Annotated in this window: 21 protein-coding genes and 1 pseudogene; 8 read left to right on the top strand and 14 right to left on the bottom strand. The window is 69.4% G+C overall.

Annotation, left to right across the window (positions count from 1 at the left end; translation table 11 throughout):
- Window positions 1-11: 11 nt before the first annotated feature.
- A complete protein-coding gene (locus DL519_RS33895; protein WP_029536210.1) occupies window positions 12-317 on the top strand; it encodes a WhiB family transcriptional regulator in 306 nt (101 codons plus the stop codon).
- Between the two features lie 178 nt (window positions 318-495).
- Here DL519_RS33895 and groL read toward each other — a convergent pair whose 3' ends face one another.
- The 4 genes from groL to DL519_RS33875 form a co-directional block, all read right to left on the bottom strand.
- Window positions 496-2,112, bottom strand: coding sequence for a chaperonin GroEL (gene groL, locus DL519_RS33890; protein ID WP_190820879.1), 1,617 nt, complete (start codon window positions 2,110-2,112; stop codon window positions 496-498).
- A gap of 145 nt (window positions 2,113-2,257) precedes the next feature.
- The gene (groES, locus tag DL519_RS33885; RefSeq protein ID WP_010316109.1) at window positions 2,258-2,548 is read right to left on the bottom strand and encodes a co-chaperone GroES; all 291 of its coding nucleotides are present in this window, start codon (window positions 2,546-2,548) and stop codon (window positions 2,258-2,260) included.
- Window positions 2,549-2,736: 188 nt separating this feature from the next.
- Window positions 2,737-3,336, bottom strand: a complete 600-nt coding sequence (locus tag DL519_RS33880) for a Uma2 family endonuclease (protein WP_190820877.1) — start codon at window positions 3,334-3,336, stop codon at window positions 2,737-2,739.
- Window positions 3,337-3,652: 316 nt separating this feature from the next.
- Window positions 3,653-4,057, bottom strand: coding sequence for a DUF5313 family protein (locus DL519_RS33875; RefSeq protein WP_223839884.1), 405 nt, complete (start codon window positions 4,055-4,057; stop codon window positions 3,653-3,655).
- Between the two features lie 103 nt (window positions 4,058-4,160).
- Here DL519_RS33875 and DL519_RS33870 point away from each other — a divergent pair, with 103 nt between their 5' ends.
- The 5 genes from DL519_RS33870 to DL519_RS49520 all read left to right on the top strand — a co-directional run bounded on the left by DL519_RS33870 (window position 4,161) and on the right by DL519_RS49520 (window position 6,282).
- On the top strand, window positions 4,161-4,622 hold the full coding sequence (locus DL519_RS33870; RefSeq protein ID WP_190820875.1) for a MarR family winged helix-turn-helix transcriptional regulator: 462 nt from the start codon (window positions 4,161-4,163) through the stop codon (window positions 4,620-4,622).
- 10 nt (window positions 4,623-4,632) lie between these two features.
- Entirely contained in the window at window positions 4,633-4,953 is a 321-nt protein-coding gene (locus tag DL519_RS33865; protein ID WP_190820873.1) for a hypothetical protein, read from the top strand.
- Window positions 4,954-5,161: 208 nt separating this feature from the next.
- Window positions 5,162-5,698, top strand: coding sequence for a SanA/YdcF family protein (locus DL519_RS33860; protein WP_223839882.1), 537 nt, complete (start codon window positions 5,162-5,164; stop codon window positions 5,696-5,698).
- A gap of 218 nt (window positions 5,699-5,916) precedes the next feature.
- Window positions 5,917-6,126: a hypothetical protein gene (locus DL519_RS33855; protein WP_190820871.1), complete on the top strand. Its 210-nt coding sequence runs from the start codon at window positions 5,917-5,919 to the stop codon at window positions 6,124-6,126.
- 12 nt (window positions 6,127-6,138) lie between these two features.
- The gene (locus tag DL519_RS49520) at window positions 6,139-6,282 is read left to right on the top strand and encodes a hypothetical protein (protein WP_190824381.1); all 144 of its coding nucleotides are present in this window, start codon (window positions 6,139-6,141) and stop codon (window positions 6,280-6,282) included.
- A gap of 208 nt (window positions 6,283-6,490) precedes the next feature.
- On the opposite strand, the gene DL519_RS33845 is transcribed toward DL519_RS49520, so the two are convergent.
- On the bottom strand, window positions 6,491-7,345 hold the full coding sequence (locus DL519_RS33845) for an IS630 family transposase (protein WP_223839880.1): 855 nt from the start codon (window positions 7,343-7,345) through the stop codon (window positions 6,491-6,493).
- Between DL519_RS33845 and DL519_RS50490 the strand changes: the two genes are divergently transcribed.
- A complete protein-coding gene (locus DL519_RS50490; protein WP_397545001.1) occupies window positions 7,262-7,702 on the top strand; it encodes an LGFP repeat-containing protein in 441 nt (146 codons plus the stop codon). The genes DL519_RS33845 and DL519_RS50490 overlap by 84 nt on opposite strands.
- 122 nt (window positions 7,703-7,824) lie before the next feature.
- On the opposite strand, the gene tsaD is transcribed toward DL519_RS50490, so the two are convergent.
- The 5 genes from tsaD to allB form a co-directional block, all read right to left on the bottom strand.
- Complete coding sequence (tsaD, locus tag DL519_RS33835) at window positions 7,825-8,880, bottom strand: tRNA (adenosine(37)-N6)-threonylcarbamoyltransferase complex transferase subunit TsaD (RefSeq protein WP_190820867.1); 1,056 nt, start codon at window positions 8,878-8,880, stop codon at window positions 7,825-7,827.
- Window positions 8,877-9,368, bottom strand: coding sequence for a ribosomal protein S18-alanine N-acetyltransferase (gene rimI / locus DL519_RS33830; RefSeq protein ID WP_190824380.1), 492 nt, complete (start codon window positions 9,366-9,368; stop codon window positions 8,877-8,879). Before rimI ends, tsaD begins: the two co-directional genes overlap by 4 nt.
- 20 nt (window positions 9,369-9,388) lie before the next feature.
- Window positions 9,389-10,045, bottom strand: a complete 657-nt coding sequence (gene tsaB, locus DL519_RS33825) for a tRNA (adenosine(37)-N6)-threonylcarbamoyltransferase complex dimerization subunit type 1 TsaB (RefSeq protein ID WP_190820865.1) — start codon at window positions 10,043-10,045, stop codon at window positions 9,389-9,391.
- Between the two features lie 6 nt (window positions 10,046-10,051).
- Window positions 10,052-10,816, bottom strand: a complete 765-nt coding sequence (locus DL519_RS33820) for a hypothetical protein (protein WP_190820863.1) — start codon at window positions 10,814-10,816, stop codon at window positions 10,052-10,054.
- Between the two features lie 66 nt (window positions 10,817-10,882).
- Window positions 10,883-12,250 (bottom strand): allantoinase AllB, encoded by a 1,368-nt coding sequence (gene allB / locus DL519_RS33815; protein ID WP_190820861.1) that lies wholly within the window; start codon window positions 12,248-12,250, stop codon window positions 10,883-10,885.
- Window positions 12,251-12,699: 449 nt separating this feature from the next.
- Between allB and DL519_RS33810 the strand changes: the two genes are divergently transcribed.
- Entirely contained in the window at window positions 12,700-13,035 is a 336-nt protein-coding gene (locus tag DL519_RS33810; protein WP_190820859.1) for a hypothetical protein, read from the top strand.
- A gap of 225 nt (window positions 13,036-13,260) precedes the next feature.
- Here the strand turns inward: DL519_RS33810 and DL519_RS33805 are convergent, their stop codons facing one another.
- From DL519_RS33805 to gcl, 4 genes and pseudogenes are all read right to left on the bottom strand, one after another.
- Window positions 13,261-14,325: a transposase gene (locus tag DL519_RS33805; protein ID WP_223839878.1), complete on the bottom strand. Its 1,065-nt coding sequence runs from the start codon at window positions 14,323-14,325 to the stop codon at window positions 13,261-13,263.
- A 205-nt stretch (window positions 14,326-14,530) separates the two neighbouring features.
- A pseudogene (locus DL519_RS50485) lies at window positions 14,531-14,833 on the bottom strand (transposase); the annotation flags it as partial.
- A gap of 140 nt (window positions 14,834-14,973) precedes the next feature.
- On the bottom strand, window positions 14,974-16,122 hold the full coding sequence (locus DL519_RS33800; protein WP_190820857.1) for a glycerate kinase: 1,149 nt from the start codon (window positions 16,120-16,122) through the stop codon (window positions 14,974-14,976).
- 250 nt (window positions 16,123-16,372) lie between these two features.
- Window positions 16,373-18,076, bottom strand: coding sequence for a glyoxylate carboligase (gcl, locus tag DL519_RS33795; RefSeq protein WP_190820855.1), 1,704 nt, complete (start codon window positions 18,074-18,076; stop codon window positions 16,373-16,375).
- Window positions 18,077-18,137 lie beyond the last annotated feature (61 nt).

The raw sequence follows: 18,137 nt of genomic DNA, 5'->3' as shown, positions 1-18,137 counted from the left end.
TGGTTTGCGCAATGGCAGACACTCGACGTCTTCCAGGACCGAACGCCGATATCTGGGATTGGCAGATACGGGGCTCCTGTCGAGGCATGGACAGCGCGTACTTCTTTCATCCGGACGGCGAGCGCGGCCCGGCGCGAGCCCGGCGCGAGGCGAAGGCGAAAGAGGTGTGCCAACACTGCCCGGTGATCGCGCAGTGCCGGACCCATGCACTTGCCGTGCAGGAGCCGTACGGCATCTGGGGCGGACTGTCGGAATCGGAGCGAGAAGTGATCATCAAGGCGCGCAAGCGCCAGCAGCTGGCGGTCGCGGCCAGCTGATGCGCTTGTGCCGGCCGCCGCGGCGAGGACCGCGAACGGCCACCGGAGTCGAATGACCACGAGGGGCGTCATTCGACTCCGGGCAGGGTGAGAAAGAGATCGGGGCGGCACCCAGGATGTGGGTGCCGCCCCGATCTTTCGCGCGTGCCGGCCCGGCTACGCGGTCACGAGCCCGGGCTCAGTGCCCGTGCCCGTGCCCGTGCCCGGCGGCTTCCGGCTTCTCCTCCGGCTTCTCCACGATTGCGCTCTCGGTAGTGATCACCATGCGGGCGATGGAGGCCGCGTTGGCGACCGCGGAGCGGGTCACCTTCAGCGGGTCGACGATGCCGGACTGGACCAGGTCGCCGTACTCACCGGTCGCCGCGTTGTAGCCGGCGCCCCAGTCGAGGTCGCGGACCTTGGAGACCACGACGGCGCCTTCCTGGCCCGCGTTGTGGGCGATCCAGAACAGCGGGGCGTCCAGCGCGCGGCGCACCAGCTGCACGCCGGTGGCCTCGTCACCGGTGAGCCCGAGGCCGTCGGCCAGCACCTTGGCGGCGTGGATCAGGCTGGACCCACCGCCGGGGACGCTGCCCTCCTCCGCCGCTGCCTTGGCGGCGGCGACGGCGTCCTCGATGCGCGACTTGCGCTCCTTGAGCTCCGTCTCGGTGGCCGCACCGACCTTGATCACCGCGACGCCGCCGGCCAGCTTGGCCAGCCGCTCCTGCAGCTTCTCGCGGTCCCAGTCGGAGTCGGTGGCCTCGATCTCCTTGCGGATCTGGTCTGCCCGCTCCTTGACGTCCTCGGCCTTGCCACGGCCGTCCACAATGGTCGTGGTGTCCTTGGTCACGGTGACCCGGCGGGCCGAACCGAGGACCTCGGGGCCGGCCTCGGACAGCTTGAGCCCGACCTCCGGCGCGATGACCTGGGCACCGGTGGCGACCGCGAGGTCGTCCAGGAACGCCTTGCGGCGGTCGCCGAAGAACGGTGCCTTGACCGCGACGACCTTCAGCGTCTTGCGGAGCGCGTTGACGGCCAGGGTGGACAGCGCCTCGCCCTCGACGTCCTCGGCGATGATCAGCAGCGGCTTGCCGCCCTGCGCGATCTTCTCCAGCAGCGGCAGCAGGTCCTGCAGGCTGGAGATCTTCTCCCGGTGCACCAGGATCTGCACGTCCTCCAGCACCGCCTCCTGCCGCTCCGCGTCGGTGACGAAGTGCGGGGAGATGAAGCCCTTGTCGAACTGGACGCCCTCGGTGATCTCCAGCTCGGTGGCCAGCGTCGAGGACTCCTCGATGCTGATCACGCCGTCCTCGCCGACCTTCTCCATCGCCTCGCCGATCAGCGCGCCGATGGTCTCGTCGCGGGAGGAGACGGTGGCGATCTGGGCGATGTTGTCGCGGCCCTTGACCGGGGTGGCCTTGGCCTTGAGCGCCTCGACGACGGCGTCGGTGGCCGCCTGGACGCCCTTGTTCAGCGCCGCCGGGTTGGCGCCCGCGGCCAGGTTGCGCAGGCCCTCACGGACCAGCGCCTGGGCGAGCACGGTGGCGGTGGTGGTGCCGTCGCCGGCGACGTCGTTGGTCTTCGTCGCGACGTTCTTGGCGAGCTGGGCGCCCAGGTTCTCGAACGGGTCGCTCAGCTCGATCTCGCGGGCGATGGTCACGCCGTCGTTGGTGACCTGCGGCCCGCCGAACTGCTTGTCCAGCACGACGTGCCGACCGCGCGGCCCGAGGGTGACCTTCACCGCGTCGGCGAGCTGGTTGACACCGCGCTCCAGCGCGCGGCGCGCCTGCTCGTCGAAGGTGATCTGCTTAGCCATGGTTCCAACAGCCCTTCATGGGTACCTGATCTATTGAGGCCGTACTTGTTCCATCGACAAATCCCGCTGCCCCGGACGTGCGACCGCCCCGGCGGTCCCGCGGTCGGGACCGCCGGGGCGGCATTGCTCGCTTGGTGCGGCAGCGTCAGTTGACGACTGCCAGCACGTCGCGGGCGGAGAGGATCAGGTACTCCTCGCCGTTGTACTTGACCTCGGTGCCGCCGTACTTCGAGTAGATGACGACGTCGCCTTCCTTGACATCTACCGGGATGCGGTTTCCCTTGTCGTCGACGCGACCCGGGCCGACAGCCAGAACCTTGCCCTCCTGGGGCTTTTCCTTGGCGGTGTCCGGGATCACGATGCCGGACGCAGTCGTCGTCTCGGCCTCGCTCGCCTGGACCACGATCTTGTCCTCAAGCGGCTTAATGCTCGCCACGGTGTGACCTCCACCTTCTGGGGCCTTCGAAGCGTTGTCTGGGTTAAGACGGTTCCGTGGCTCCCCGTCGTCGCGGGTGCCGGGGCGCTGCGGTGCCGTTCTGCTAGCACTCTACCCATGAGAGTGCCAACGCTCAACAACCACCCGCACCACGGGATGTCGGATCACCGGTGAGCGCATGCTTCCGCTCATTCCACCAGCTCGTCCAGCCGAAGCCGGACCGGGAACGGAACCTCTGTGACGAACTCGCCCGCAACGTCCCCCGGATCTTGGTAGCCGAACGGCTCGGCGAGGTGGCAGGCGAGCAACGACACCGGCTCATCGAGGTCGACGATCCAGTAGTGCGGAATTCCCGCGTCGGCGTACTCGTCGCGCTTGATCACGTGGTCGGTGCGCCGGGACGCCAGAGAAACGACCTCGACGACGAGCACCGCTTCGCTCGCCCGCAGCAGGCCGCCTTCCTCTCGCACCCTTCCGGTGGCAGCCTGTGGGACGACGACTAGGTCCGGCCGCCGCGAGAACCCCGGTTTGTCCGGCGACACGAGCTCCAGGTCTACGTCCACGTCCGGGATGGCCTTGAACCCGGCAGGAACCTGCCCGGCGAGCTGCAAGATCAGGTTCGCGATCGCGATCATGTGATCGGGTGCAGGGCTCGGCGACACGACCAGGCTTCCCTCTTGGAGTTCGTAGCGGTGGCGATCGTCTTCGCCAAGTTCGGCGTATTCCCGGACCGTCAGCGGTCTCTGCAGCGACGACCCCGAATGCGACGGGTGCGGTACGGCAGTCATTACGACTCCTCACTACGCCGGTTGCGGCGATTACAGATCGTAGCGGAGCGGCGTGTGGGCGCTGTCACCTGGGAAGTTGTCACCGATGATCTGCTCTGCGTGATCTTCGCTGGTAGATCGGCATGCGGGAAATGTCACCAATGCCACGAAGTGGTTCACATCCGCCCCGCTCGGTGCCCTAGGTTGCCTGGCATGCCCGCCCTCTCGAAGCCCGCGAACCGCCCCTGGGAGCGCCGCCCCCGCCCCGCGCGCCCGCCCGGCCCGCCCGGCCCGCCGACCCGAGCCGGTTGGCGCCCGAAGTAGCGCCGCGCCGAGTTCACTGCTCCGGCTGGTGGCGGTAGAGCTCGGCGTACCGCTGCGCCCGCTGGGCGCGAACGGCGGCCCTCGCCTGCTCGCGCACCTCCTTGCCCGTGCCCAACGGGTAGCCGTGCTTGACGAGCCGGTACTCGCTGGTGTGCTCCAGGTACGACATCGAGTACCAGACCGCCAGGATCACCCCGCCCAGCACAGACATCGCCCGGATCCAGAACGGCCCCGGCAGCAGCAGGAAGAGCAGCCCCGGGGAGATCTGGACCAGGCTGCGCGCGAGGTGCCGCAGCACCCAGGTGCGGCAGGTGATGTCCTGCAGCACCCATTCGCGGCAGCGCTCCGGCAACCGCCCGCCGAAGGCGTACCAGATCCACTGCACCGGGTTGGGCCGGATTCGTCGGTCAGCGACCACGTCCCCTCCTTCACCGAAGGCGTCCGAGAACACCGATATACTAATCATTAGTACGCTAATGATTAGCGTGACCGTCGGCACCCGGCCGGAAGGAACTCCCGCGATGAACCAGATCGACCTCGGCGAGGACCCGCTCGCCCTCGATCGCCAGGTGTGCTTCGCGCTCTCCGTCGCCTCGCGCAACGTCATCTCCGTCTACCGGCCGCTGCTGGCGCCGCTCAACCTGACGCACCCGCAGTACCTCGTGATGCTCGCGCTCTGGGAGCAGTCGCCGCGATCGGCGAAGGACCTCTGCGGCGCCCTCCAGGCCGATCCGGCCACCTTGTCGCCGCTGCTCAAGCGCCTCGAATCGATCGGCTACCTCGAACGGCGCCGCAGCACCGAGGACGAGCGGCTGCTCGCCGTCGGGCTGACGGACAAGGGCCGGGAGCTGCGCGCCGAGGCCGAGAAGATCCCGTACCGCGTCGTCGAACTCCTCGACATGCAGGTCTCCGAACTGGAGCAACTGAACGAGACGCTGACCAAGGTGATCACGGCGACCCGCCGCGTCCTCGACGCCGAATAGCACGCCACCGGTGGGCGAACCGCGCCGGAGGCTCCACTGGGCGGCCGAGATCAAGCGGACGTACGACGATCCCGAGTCGCGGGCCGTCGGCACCGAGTCCGTCACCACCGGCGGGGACGACAACGACACCGGCAACGACGACGTGCTCAAGGAGAACCCGCACGTGAAGTTCTACGCCAACCGGCGGGGATACGTACGCACCAAGTTCAGCGGGACCGAACTGCGCGCCGACTACCGGGTGTTGCCCTACGTGTCCAAGAAGGACGCTCCGGCGGAGACGGCGAAGTCGTTCGTCGTCGAAGACGGCAACCCGGTGCTCAACCCGGCCTGAGGCGCCGCAGGCCGGACGTCCTGCGGGTTCTCGTTGCCACGCCGCGCATTCCGCCCGCAGCACCGCTCTCCGGTGCGGGGGCACCCGGTTCCTCGGAGCCGGGTGCCCCTGTCAGCCGGTCGGGATGCGAGAACCGGCCGAAGCCGGTCGATGGCACACTTGGCCGGTGCGCGGACTGTGGGTGGGGCTGGTCGGGCTCGGAGCGGTCGTGGGGCTGCCATCCGGTTGGTCGTGGGTGCGCAGCGCCGGGCGCATCAAGGCGGTTCGCGACGTGCGCGCAACCGAGTTCGCGCTCGTGCTCGGCGCGGGGGTGCGCTGGGACGGCCTACCGAGCCGGATCCTGCAGGGCCGGTTGGACGTGGCGCGCGCGTTGTTCAAGGCGGGCAAGGTCCGGCGGATCATCGTCAGCGGCAGCCCGGAATCCCGCGGGCATAGCGAGCCCGCCGTGATGCGGCATTACTTGGTGTCCCACGGGATTCCCGCGTCCTCGGTGGTCCTGGACGAGTCCGGTGTGGACACTTGGTCCTCCTGCCGGCGTGCCTCCGAGGACTTCAAGCTGCGCGAGATCACCGTCGTGACCACGCGGTTCCACCTCCGCCGCGCCGTGGCGCTGTGCCGGCGCGCAGGCATCGACGCCCACGGCGTCGGCCACGACGCGGCTGCCGACGGCCTGCGCCGGGTCTCCGCCCGCGGTGCCCGGCGCGAGTTCCTCGCCACCACCAAGGCCTTCTGGTGGCGCCGTTGATCACCCCCGGGCGAAGGGCGTAGGGACCTCCCGCCAAGCCGCGGTCTCGCACAGATCTGCGCGCGACCCGATCATGATTGGTGATCCGGCGTGCACGGCGAGGCTTCCGGGGCGGAGGCAACCTGGGCGGAAGTTCCGGCGATGTCAGCACGTCCTCGCCGAATAGGGATGTGATCATCGCGCGAACACCTGCTCGCCTTGCCAGCAACGTGCCCTCCGTGCTGCAAATTCCCGCGGAGGGCGGGCGAAGCTCGGCGGTGATCAACGAGGGCGCCATCTTTGACGTGATCGCGGCGATGGCGACCGACGGCGTGGCGACCGTCGCCGGCTGGGCCGCTGGCGTCGCCGACCGGTCTCGCGTGTTGACCATGGGCGTCGGCGACCCGACGCTCACGGCGCGGTACCCCACGCCGATCGACCGGCGCTAGGCCGAACCACAGCTGCGGAACCTGCTCGGGCAGCCCACCGGGCCGGAGATCGCCGAGGGCGGTATCCGCTACCGCAGCTACGAACGCGGGCGGCTGTACTGGACCGCGCAGACCGGCGTGCACTACGTCTACGGCGGAAACCTCGCGAAGTATTGATCCGGGTGGCAAATGTGTGATGTTAGGCGGCGTAGCGAACTTCGGGTTTGCCGAAGTAGGAGCGAACTCGGTCGGGCAGCTTCTGGAGCCGGTGGAGGAAGGAGCGGACCGCTTGTTTCAACTCGGCGCGGGTTTTGGGGGCTGTGCTGGTGGAAACGGTGCGTTTGAGGTCGGCATTGAGTATCTCGTCGGGGTTGAGTTCGGGGCTTTATCCCGGCAGGAAGTGCATCGCGATCGCCTCAGCGTGCTTGGTGATCCATTGCTGGATAGTCTTGCGGCGGTGGACGGGGTGTCCGTCAACGATCAGGTGGACCTTGCGGTCCAGATGGCGGGTCAGCCGGTCCAGGAACGACAGGAACACCTTGCCGTTGAACGAGCCGGTGTAGACGGTGAAGTACAGCTCGCCTTTGTTCCCGATCGCGCACATCGCGTTCACGCTGAATCGTTTGCCCGTTTTGCCCACCACCGGTGTCTGGCCCGCCGGTGCCCAGGTGCGGGCTACGGTGGCGTCGGAGCGGATCCCGGTCTGGTCCAGCCACAGGATCAGTGCGCCCTCGCGGCGGGCGCGGGCGGCGATGGCCAGGTAGTCCTCCTCCAGCCATCGGCGTACGGACTCGGGGTCCTGTTCGTAGGCCTTGCGGATCGGTTTCTGCGGCGACAATCCCCAGGAACGCAGGTAGTTGCCGACGGTGCGCAGGTTCAACACGATGCCGTGGCGCACCCGGATCAGCTCGGCCACTGTCTTGCGGGTCCACACCAGGCCGGTCAGCCCGAACGTGGCCGGGGTGTGCTCGGCCACCGCATACCGCAGCTTGCGCTGCCGGCGGGCACTCAACGCTTTCTGCTCGCCGGGCTTGCGACCCCGGCGACGCCCGGTGAGACCCTTCGAGCCACGTTTCCGCCACGCCTGCACCCATCTGGACACCGACTGCGGGGCCACCGCGAACACCCGGGCCGCCTCGACCTGACTCATCCCACCATGAACAGCAGCGACCACCCTGCGCCGCAAATCCTCCTGCGCCTCAGGCGACAACCTCCGCGCGTCCCGCACACCAGCGATCATGCCAGAACAACGAAGATCACACCTATAAGTTCCCGATCAATAACTGCAACTCGGCGCGCACGGCAAGTTCGGCCCGCCGACCATGACGAACTGTCCACACCGGACGGTGCCGGTACAACCACTTCGTCGGGTGACCGCCGACTTCCCGGCATCGATCTACTGGAGCGGGCAACCGGATCGCACGACGTGTACGGGCGGATGCGCGAACGCTGGTCCGCGCTCGGCTGGGAACGTTCGTACCTGGGCTACCCGAAGACCGGCGAGTTCGCGGTCCCGGGCGGTCGCAGCAACGACTTCCAGTACGGATACATCCAGTGGCCCGCCGCGAACGGCACGACGACGGACGGGAGGTACTGAACCCGATCACCACCCGCACTAGAATCGAGCAACACCCGACACCGGGTTGCCGGGTCCGCAATTTCAATGGAAATCGGATCTCTGATTTCCATTGAAATTGCGGAAAAATCTACACCATCGGGCTACTGGACGACGATGGTGCCGACCGGGAGACCCGGGTTGGCGGGCATGTCCAGAGGCGATGGCTTGGCGCCCGCGGCAAGGACGTGGGCGCCGAGCGCCGCGATCATCGCGCCGTTGTCGGTGCACAGGCGGGGGCGCGGCACGCGGAGCGTGATGCCCGCTTCCGCGCAGCGCTGGGCCGCCAGCTCCGACAGGCGGGAGTTCGCCGCGACACCGCCGGAGATCACCAGCGTGTCCACGTCCAGATCCCGCGCCGCGCGCACCGCCTTCGCCGTCAGCACGTCGGCCACGGCCTCCTGGAACGACGCGCACACGTCCGCCACCGGAATCTCCCGGCCCGCGCGCTGCTCGGTCTCGACCCAGCGCGCGACCGCCGTCTTCAGCCCGGAGAAGGAGAAGTCGTACCTGGAGTCGCGGGGCCCGGTGAGCCCGCGCGGGAACGCGACGGCCTTCGGGTTGCCCAGCTTCGCCTGCTTGTCGATGGGCGGGCCGCCCGGGTACGGCAGGTCGAGGATGCGGGCCACCTTGTCGTAGGCCTCGCCGGCGGCGTCGTCGATCGTGGAGCCGATCTCGGTGATCTGCTCCCCGATGCCCTCCACCAACAGCAGCTGCGTGTGCCCGCCGGAGACGAGCAGCGCCAGGCAGCGCTCCGGCAGCGGCCCGTGTTCGAGGGTGTCGACCGCGACGTGCCCGCCGAGGTGGTTGACGCCGAACAGCGGCACGCCCAGCACGGCCGAGTAGGCCTTGGCCGCCGCGACGCCGACCATCAGCGCCCCGGCCAGGCCCGGCCCCGCGGTGACCGCGATGGCGTCCACATCGGACAGTTCGAGGCCGGATTCGTCCAGCGCACGGCGCATCGTCGGGGCCATCGCCGCCAGGTGCGCGCGGCTGGCGATCTCCGGCACGACGCCGCCGAAGCGGGCGTGCTCGTCGACGCTGGACGCCACCGCGTCGGCCAGCAGCTCGACCGTGCCGTCGGCGGCCAGTCGGACCAGGCCAACGCCGGTCTCGTCGCACGAGCTCTCGATGCCGAGCACCACTCGGTCCGCAGTCATGACGCGCCCTCCGCAGTGACCGTCTCCGCAGTTTCCGCCGGGGATGCGGGACGTCGCATGGTGTGCGCATCCGCCCCGGACGGCTGGTAGTAGCGCTTGCGCAGCCCGACGATCTCGAAGCCGTGCTTCCGGTACATCCCGATCGCGGCTTCGTTGTCGGTGCGCACTTCCAGGAACGTCGTCGCCCGCTGCGCGTCGGCCCTGGCCAGCAGCGCGCGCAGCAGCGCCCTGCCCACGCCGCTGCCCTGGTGCGCCGGGTCGACGCCGATGGTGTGCACCTCGGCTTCGGCGTGCGGCGCTCGGCCGACGACGGCGAGCCCGGCGTATCCGATCAGGTGCTCGTCGACGTAGGCGCCGACGTAGAAGTGGCCCTGGTCGAGCTCCGCGGCGAACGCGGCCCACGACCACGGGTCGTCACCGGGGAAGAGCACCTGCTCCAGCTCCGCGCAGCGCTTCAGGTCGCTGCGGCGCAGCTTCAGCACCCGCAGCGCGGTCGTCGCGCGGTCGGTCACTTCCCACCCCTGGTCAGCACGGATTTCCGCTTGCCCGGCGCTTCGGCGTCCGGCCGCCGCAGGTAGAGCGGCACCAGCGGGGCAGGCTCGGACTGCAGCACCGCACGCGCCGCCGCGACCAGCCCCACCGGAGTGGGGTAGCGCGGCCCGACGACCTCGATGCCCAGCGCCTCGGCCATTTCCCCTGCGGCCACGCCGAAATCGCCGGTCGGGACCGCTGCCGGGCGCTGCACGTGCGGGCCGTCGATCCGGGTCCGCTCGGCGTCGTAGGCGGCCCAGTAGACCTCCTTGCGGCGCGCATCGGTGGCGACCAGCAGGGGGCCTTCGGCGGCGGCCTGCGCGGCGATCGCGTCGAGGCTGCACACGGGGTGCACGGGGCGGCCGCAGGCCTGGCCGAGCGCCGCTGCGGTGGCCATGCCGACGCGGAGGCCGGTGAACGGGCCGGGGCCGGCGCCGACGACGATCGCATCGGCATCGGCGAGTTCGCGCCCAGCCTCGGTCATGACGTCCACCAGCTGCGGCATGAGGAGTTCGCCGTGCGCACGCGGGTTGACCGTGACGCGCTCGGCGAGGACGCGCGGCGAACCGTCGTCCAGGGCGACCAGCCCGGCCGTGACCGCGGGGGTCGAGGTGTCCAGCGCAATGACGAGCACGATTACTCAGCGTACGTCAGCCCTGGTCAACGGGGTTACATGGGGACCACCACGCCCCCTCTCACGTGCCCCGGCCAGGACAGCGGCCGGTCCCGGACTGCGATGCCGCGTTTCCGCAGGTCCGGGGCCGTGAGCCTTTCGGGTCGCTATAGAGACGTCTGGCGAGGACAGCCTCGGCGTGGGGTGGCATCCATGACTCGTGGGTCCCGCAGTCCAGACGACGTCCGAGGCTCCGCTTCCGCACCGCCACGCAGGACGAGCTTGGAAAAAGTCTCTACCGCTGCCCAAAACGCTCATGGCTTGGTGGAGCCTGCGGGCTTCCTTGATGAAGCGGCTGGAGCCGCTCCGGGCGGCAACGGACGCGACGCCGGGCACCTCGGCAGGAACCTGGTCGGCCAGCTCAACACCGAGGGCGAGCAGGTCCGCCAAGCCGGTGCGGGGGCGTTCGCCATCTCCCGGCGGCAGGCTCTCGATCAGCACCGCGACCAGCTCCCACGACAGCTGCACCAGTCCGGCTCGCGCCGCATCGCGCACCTCATGCACCACCCGCTCCAGCACCACCTCGTCGCGCACGACGAGCTCCACCGCCGCAGGTGCGACGTCCGCGCCGCGCAGCTCTTCCCTACTGGCCACGGTGATCAGCGCGTCCACCACGGCGGCGCGGTCCGCCGCTTCCCGGGCGCTGAGCACGAAGGCCTGTACCGTGTTCATCCCGTCGATCGGGCCGTAGGCGTCGACCATGCGCCCGATCATCTCCGGCCAGTGGTACACGTACCCGTCGCTGTCCCAACAGCCTCTACAGCGACCCCAAGAGCGCACGGCGCCGTTGTGGACCTGCTAGCCGCCCTGGCGGGTGAGCAAATTCCCTTGCGGCGCGGTCGTTTCCACGTCCGGGCCGACGATCTGCTTGCCACGCAGCCAGGTTTCGCGCACCACGCCGGACAGCGGGCGCCCGTGGTACGGCGAGACCGGGTTGCGGTGGTGCAGCTTGGCGACGTCGACGACGAACGCGTCGTCCGGCGCGAACACGCAGAAGTCCGCGTCGTTGCCGACCGCGATGGAGCCCTTGCGCTGCAGCCCGGCGAGGTCGGCGGGCTTGCGGGACATCCACTGCACGACGTCCGCGAGGCCGTGGCCGCGCACCCGCGCCTGCGTCCACACCGCCGAAAGGCCCAGCTGGAGGCTGGAAACCCCGCCCCAGGCCACGCCGAAGTCACCGATGTCGAAGCGCTTGAGCTCCGGGGTGCACGGCGAGTGGTCGCTGACCACGCAGTCGATGATCCCGTCGGCCAGGCCCCGCCACAGCAGTTCGCGGTTGCGGGCCTCGCGGATCGGCGGGCAGCACTTGAACTGGGTGGCGCCGTCGGGGACCTCCTCGGCGCTGAAGCTCAGGTAGTGCGGGCAGGTCTCGACGGTGACCCGGACGCCGTCGGCGCGCGCCGAGGCGATCATCGGCAACGCGTCCGACGACGACAGGTGCAGGATGTGCACCCGCGCCCCGATGCGCCGCGCCAGCTCGATGACCTGCGCGATCGCCACGTTCTCGGCGCCGCGCGGCCGGGAGTTCAGGAAGTCGCCGTAGGTCTCGCCGTGCGCCGTCGGGGCATGCTCGATGGCGTCGGAGTCCTCGGCGTGCACGATCATCAGCGCGTCGTAGCGGGCCAGTTCGCGCAGCGCCTCGTCCAGCTCGGTCGGGTTCAGCGGCGGGAACTCGTCGACCCCGGAGTGCAGCAGGAAGCACTTGAAGCCGAACACGCCGGCCTCGTGCAGCCCGCGCAGCTCGGCGAGGTTGCCGTGCACCGCGCCGCCCCAGAAGCCGACGTCGACGTGCGCCTTCTCGCGCGCCGCCTTGCGCTTGACCTCCAGCGCGCCGGTGTCGATCGTCGGCGGCAGGCTGTTCAGCGGCATGTCGAGGATGGTCGTGACGCCGCCGGCCGCCGCAGCGCGGGTGGCGGTGTCGAAGCCCTCCCACTCCGTGCGGCCCGGGTCGTTGACGTGCACGTGGCTGTCGACCAACCCCGGCAGCAGGACCTCGTCCTCGGCGAGCTCGATGGTGCGGGCGGCGTCGAGCTGGGCGTCCAGCGGCTCGACGGCGGCGATGCGGCCGTCGCGGACGCCGACGCTGCCGGACGTCTCCCCGTTCGGGCCGATGAGCCGTCGCGCGCGGAACACGACGTCGAACGCCCCGGTGGCTGGTTCGGGCAATGCGGTTACCTCCTCATCACAGGTATTCAACAAAGTGTTGAACCTAGGCGCGGCTCAGGCCAAGGGACAGTGCTCTCGACTTCCGTTCCCGGCCCGAGCCGGCGACCCGTGCGCATTTCCGCGGCTACGGCATCCGAAAACGCGCACAACCCTCGGTTCGCGATTTCGCCGGCGCCTGTACACGCCGAACCCCCGGCCTGGGCCAGTTCCACGTCGCACAGGCGCTCGCCACGTGGACTAATGGATCAGTTTTCCGTATTATGAAGTATACTTATCGTTAATCGGAAAGTTTCCCGGAACGGCGCGCGCCCGTCAAGGGGCAGCCGCGGGGCATCGATTCAGCGCAGCACCGCCGGGGTAGCCGTCGGCGCCGGGTTCGTCGGCGAGCGGATCGGCGGCTGGCTCGCCGACGTCTGGCGGGGCGCGCGGCCGCAACGGCAACGTTCGTGATGCGCACGCTGTTCGGATTCGCCAGCGTGGCCGTCGTGCTCGGGCTGCTCGGCGTGACGCTGGTGCCCGGCCCGATCGCGGCCGTGGCGCGGGCCGTCATCACCGCCCGCAGGGGTCGTGACACCGCCACCGTCGCGGTGGCCCGAACACGGCCCAACCTCATCTACTACGGCCTGTGTGACGGGCACATCCGCGCCCTGCACACCGACCGCCACGCCGGATCAACGGGCTCGGGCGTGACCGGGTACGCGCTCGTTGCTGGTCTGACCCGCGCCTGCCCACACTCAGCCGGAATCCAGACAAAAGACAGTCAGCCCAACAACACCAACACTTGACCAGCCCCACTCCTTCATGGATGACCAGCAACAACGGATCGACAGCCAGGGGCCACCTGCAGCCGGGATTCCCGCGCCGGACGCGCGTCGCGCAGATGGAGCGAACGGACCATTCGTTCCTCCTATGAGCCTGTTGCGGTTTTGGTTTTGGGTGTTGTGGCCCGGATCCCGGTGGATTCGGGTGTGGTTGCTGAACAGGGGGTGGGCCGGAGGCCCACCCCCTGTTCAGGTTGTGGTGGTGTGGAGGGTGGTGAACAGGCGGCGGAGGTTGTGGGTTGCGGCGGTGAGGTTGAGTTCGCCGAGGCAAGCGGCCAGGCCGCGCAGGCTGAACCGCCGGAGTCGGTGGCGGTCTTTGATGAGGCCGTTCACAGGTTCGACGGTGGCGCCGCGTTTCTTGTAGAGCGTCGCTGCCTCGGGGGTGCGCAGCCGGTGACGCATGGCCTCGACGGGGGTGGCGCCCTCAGGGGGTGGGCCGCTGGCGGGATTGGTGGCGGCCTCGCGCTGGATATGACGGGATTTCCCTGGCGCGATCAGCCGGTCCGGCCCGGGATGGGTGAGGTTGTCGTCGCTGAAGTAGCCCGCGTCGAACAGGGCCGTGCCGATGTCCTCAGGGGTGTCACGGTGGGTGTTGAGCCACTCGGCGGTGGCCTGAGTGCGGGTGAGCATGTCCGCGAACTCGCCGGTATCAGCGGGATTGTCGCTCAGTCCCAGCGTGGTGATGACATGGTCGGCTGAGACCGCGAACTGGGCATTGAACCCCTGGATCCAGCCCCGCCGGGTAGGCATGATCCTGCTGTCGGGATCGGTGACGTTGCGCTGCGGCGGCGTGTCCTCTTTCTTACCGCCGTTGTTGCTGCCGTTGTTGCTGGTTGTGGTCCGGTTGTTCTCGCTGGTGGCCTCTGCTGCGGCGAGTGCGGCCTCCAGCGCCGCGCGGGCTTTCTTCATCCGTTTGCCGCCCTCGGGATCACTGACCCGCCGCCCCAGCGGCCGTGGGCGGCCTTCCGCCAGCGCGGCGGCGACCGCGGCGTTGTAGGCGTCGATCTCGCCCTGGCGACGGGCGCGTTCCCGCTCCAGCCGGGCCCGCGCCGCCTCGACACGGTCCACCCCCGCCGGCAGACGACCAGGCACCGGCTCGATGGCCACCCGTTGCAGATGCAACCGAGCCTGGGTGTTCTTCTCGGCCGCTGCTGCGGCGGCGGCGGCCTCTTCGGCTTCCAGCTCGTCCAGACAACGCCGGATCTCCGGCGGCCCGGCCGACCGGATCAACCAGCTCCGGTGGCAGCTCGTCACCACGCGCGTCCGGGCCGAAAGCGCCGTCCTCGGCCTCGTCGACGGCCTGCGCTTCAGCGATGATCTGATCGGCCTGACGGCGGAACCACCCCAGATCATGGGATGCCTCGAGCGAGGCGTCCGCGGCGATCTTGGTGCCATCAATGGCCACTGTGGACAACCGGACCATGCCCGCCCGGGCGCACAACGCCAGCACCTGAGCGAACACGCCTTCGAACGCGTCGATGTTGTCCTTGCGGAACCGGGCGATCCGGGTGTGATCCGGCACATCCTGCGCACAGATCACCCGGAAAGCCACATCCGTTTCGCACAACCGCTCAATCTGACGTGACGAACGCTCACCCACCGCATACCCATAAATCAACAACCCCAGCAGCACCCTCGGGTCATACGCCCGACGCCCGGCACCACCCAGCAGATACCGGCCACAGAACGGCTCGATATCCAACTCGCCGACAACATCCAGCACAAACCACGCCAGATGACCCGCAGGCAACCACTCCCGCATATCCACCGGAAGCAGAAACTGCTGATCACGATCAACCCGCCGAAACCCCTTCGCCACCCCACCATGATCCCATCCGGACAAACCGGAAAACGCAACAGGCTCCTATCGAGGCGAACAGTCCGTTCGCTCCAAACGAGCACCTACAGGCGGTCTTGGGCGAGGCGTTCGCCGAGGTCGACCAGGAGGGTGGCCGCTTCGCGGATGCAACGCTGCGGGTCGGATTCGATGTCGGTGAGGGCGTAGGCCGCTTCGATGCCCGCTTCGCGCAGGCGTTCCGGGGTGAGCTGGCAGTGGCCCGCGATGGCGACCACGGGGACTCCCGCTTCGACGGCGCGGGCGGCGACTCCGGCCGGGCCCTTGCCGTGCAGGGTCTGCTCGTCGATGGCGCCCTCGCCGATGATTACCAGGCGGGCTCCGTCCAGCTGGCGATCGAAGTCGATCAGCTCCAGGATCACGTCGATGCCGGGCCGCATCCGCGCGCCCAGCACCGCGAGCGCCCCGTAGCCGACGCCACCGGCCGCCCCGGCGCCCGGCTGCTCGGCGACATCGCGACCGCCGGCGGCCAGCACCGCGCGCGCCCAGCGCCCCAGCGCCGCATCCAGGAAGCGGACCTGCTCCGGGTCCGCACCCTTCTGCGGCCCGTACACGTGCGCCGCACCGCGCTCGCCGAGCAGCGGGTTGTCCACATCGGACGCGAGGACGAAGTTCGTTTCGGCCAGCCGGGGATCCAGGCCGGACAGGTCCACCGCGGCCACTCGGGAAAGTGGTCCACCGCCTGGGGGCAACGGGTTATCTGCAGCGTCCAAAACCCGCGCCCCCAGGACGGTGAGCATTCCGGCGCCGCCGTCGGTGCACGCACTGCCACCGACGCCCAGCACCACGTTCCGCGCGCCCGCGTCGAGCGCCGCCAGGATGGCCTCGCCGGTCCCCTCGCTGGAGGCCGCCAGCGGGGCGAGCTCGTCCGGGTCGAGCAGCGCCAGCCCGGATGCCGATGCCAGCTCCACCACGGCGGTGTCGCCGTCGATCGCGATCTCGGTGTCCACCGGCTCGCCGACCGGGCCCGCGACCCGCACCGGCACCGACACGTAGCCGCTGGCCAGCGCCGCTTGCACGGTACCGTCCCCGCCGTCGGCCACCGGCGCCAACCGCACCTGCACGTCGGGGCGGACCCTGCGCAGACCGGCGGCCACCGCCTCGGCTACTTCAGGCGCGGTCAGCGAGCCCTTGAACTTGTCCGGCGCGATGAGAACGGGACCAGGCACAACCAACTCCGATCGATAGGGCGGCATCCTCCGCCGAGACGCCCGGCACGTGCTCGGCGGAGGACACCAAGGGGTCATTCGGGTATTCCACCCGAGGACCCCGTCCATGGGAAATGCGGGGCGCGCTCGCCGTCCACGCCACCGCGCGTTCACGGCGAGCGCACCTCGCGCAGGGCTGCCCTGAAGCCCCGCCCAGGGGTGCGGGAGTGAGTGTGTGACAGGACCGACCGACGCGGTTCCCGTACGCGTCGGTCAGCCTCCGCACCCCAAGAACCGGTTACGCGTTGGGAACGGGTTCGGGTTCGGTCATGGCGTCGATGCGGATGCCGCGGGCCGTGTTGGCCTCCCGCTCGATCATCACCTCGACCAGGACCGGGCGGCTGGTGGCGACAGCCTCCTTGCGGGCCCACTCGATGGTCTCGGCGAGGTCCCCGGGCTCGAACACCCGGCGGCCCGAGCAGCCGTAGGCCTCCATGATCTTGACGTTGTCGGTGCCGTACTCGTCGTAGTGGATGTCCACCTCGGTCTTCATCCCGAACGCGTCGCCCTCGGCCTGGCGGATCAGGCCCAGGTACTCGTTGTTCAGCATGATGATCACGAACGGCAGGTCGTACTGGGCGGCCACCGCCAGCTCCTCGACCAGGAACTGGAAGGAGTAGTCGCCGACGACCGCGACGACCTCCGCGGCCGGCTCGGCCGACTTCACACCGATCGCGGCGGGGATCTCCCAGCCGAGCGGGCCGGCCTGGCCGCACACCTGGTAGTGCCGCGGGCGGTGCGCGGTCTGGAACTGCCCGCCCCAGATCTGGTAGAGCCCGATCGCGGTGACGAAGTACGCCTCCGGCGGGAAGATCTCGTTGATCTCCCGGTACACCCGCGGCGCCTTGATCGGCACGGTGTCGTAGTCGTCGGGCCTGGTCAGCGTCTGCTTGAGCACGCCGACCCGCTCGACCCACGCCGAGTAGTCCTTGGTCGCCCCGCGCTTGCGGGCGGCTTCCAGCAGGGCGTCCAGGAACAGCCGGGTGTCGGAGACGATGCCCAGGTCGGGGCCGAAGACCCTGCCGATCTGGGTCGGCTCGATGTCGACGTGGATGAACTTGCGCTCACCGCGGTAGACGTCCAGCGCGCCGGTGTGCCGGTCGCCGAAGCGGGCGCCCAACGCCAGCACCAGGTCGGACTCCAGGAACGACTGGTTGCCGTAGCGCTGGCTGGTCTGGATGCCGGTCATGCCGGCGAACAGCTCGTGGTCCTCCGGGAAGGAACCCTTGCCCATCAACGTGATCTGCACCGGGACCCCCAGCAGTTCCGCCAGCTCCCGCACCTGCTCGTAGGCCTCGCCGAGGATCACGCCGCCACCGGCCAGGATCAGCGGCCGCTCGGCCTCCAGCAGCATGTCCAGCGCGCGCTCCACCCGCGGCTGGTGCGGCTCGACGCGCGGGATCGGCAGCGGGGCGTCCAGCTCGGGATCCCACTCGATCTCCTGCTTCTGCACGTCCAGCGGCAGGTCGATCAGCACCGGGCCGGGGCGGCCGGAGCGCGCGGTGCGGAACGCCTCGCGGAAGATCCACGGCGCCTGCGCGGCCTCCTTGACCTGCACCGCCCACTTCGTGACCGGCTTGGCGATGTCGACGATGTCGACCGCTTGGAACGCCTCCTGGTGCAGCTTGGTGGACACCGCCTGGCCGGTAATGCACAGGATCGGGATGGAGTCGGCCTGCGCGGTGTAGAGGCCGGTGATCATGTTCGTTCCCGCCGGACCCGAGGTGCCGATGGCCACTCCGACGTTGCCGTTGGTACGGGCCCAACCGTCGGCCATGTGGGTCGCGCCCTCTTCGTGGCGCACGATCAGGTGCTTGATGCCGCTGTCCTCCATCGCCGCGTACAGCGGGAGGATGGCCGCACCGGGGCAACCGAAGGTGATGTCGACACCCTCGGACTTGAGCACGTCGACGACGGCCTGCATGACAGGAACTTTGGGCATGGTGTAAGACTTCCTCTCGGGTGCGGCGCCTTCAGGCGTGCACCTGGTTGGGAACGGGTCG

Source organism: Saccharopolyspora pogona, assembly GCF_014697215.1.
In the GTDB taxonomy this organism is placed as follows: Bacteria; Actinomycetota; Actinomycetes; order Mycobacteriales; family Pseudonocardiaceae; genus Saccharopolyspora; species Saccharopolyspora hattusasensis.
The sequence above is the reverse complement of the archived record's forward strand: the minus strand, read 5'-3'. Positions and strand labels throughout refer to the sequence as shown.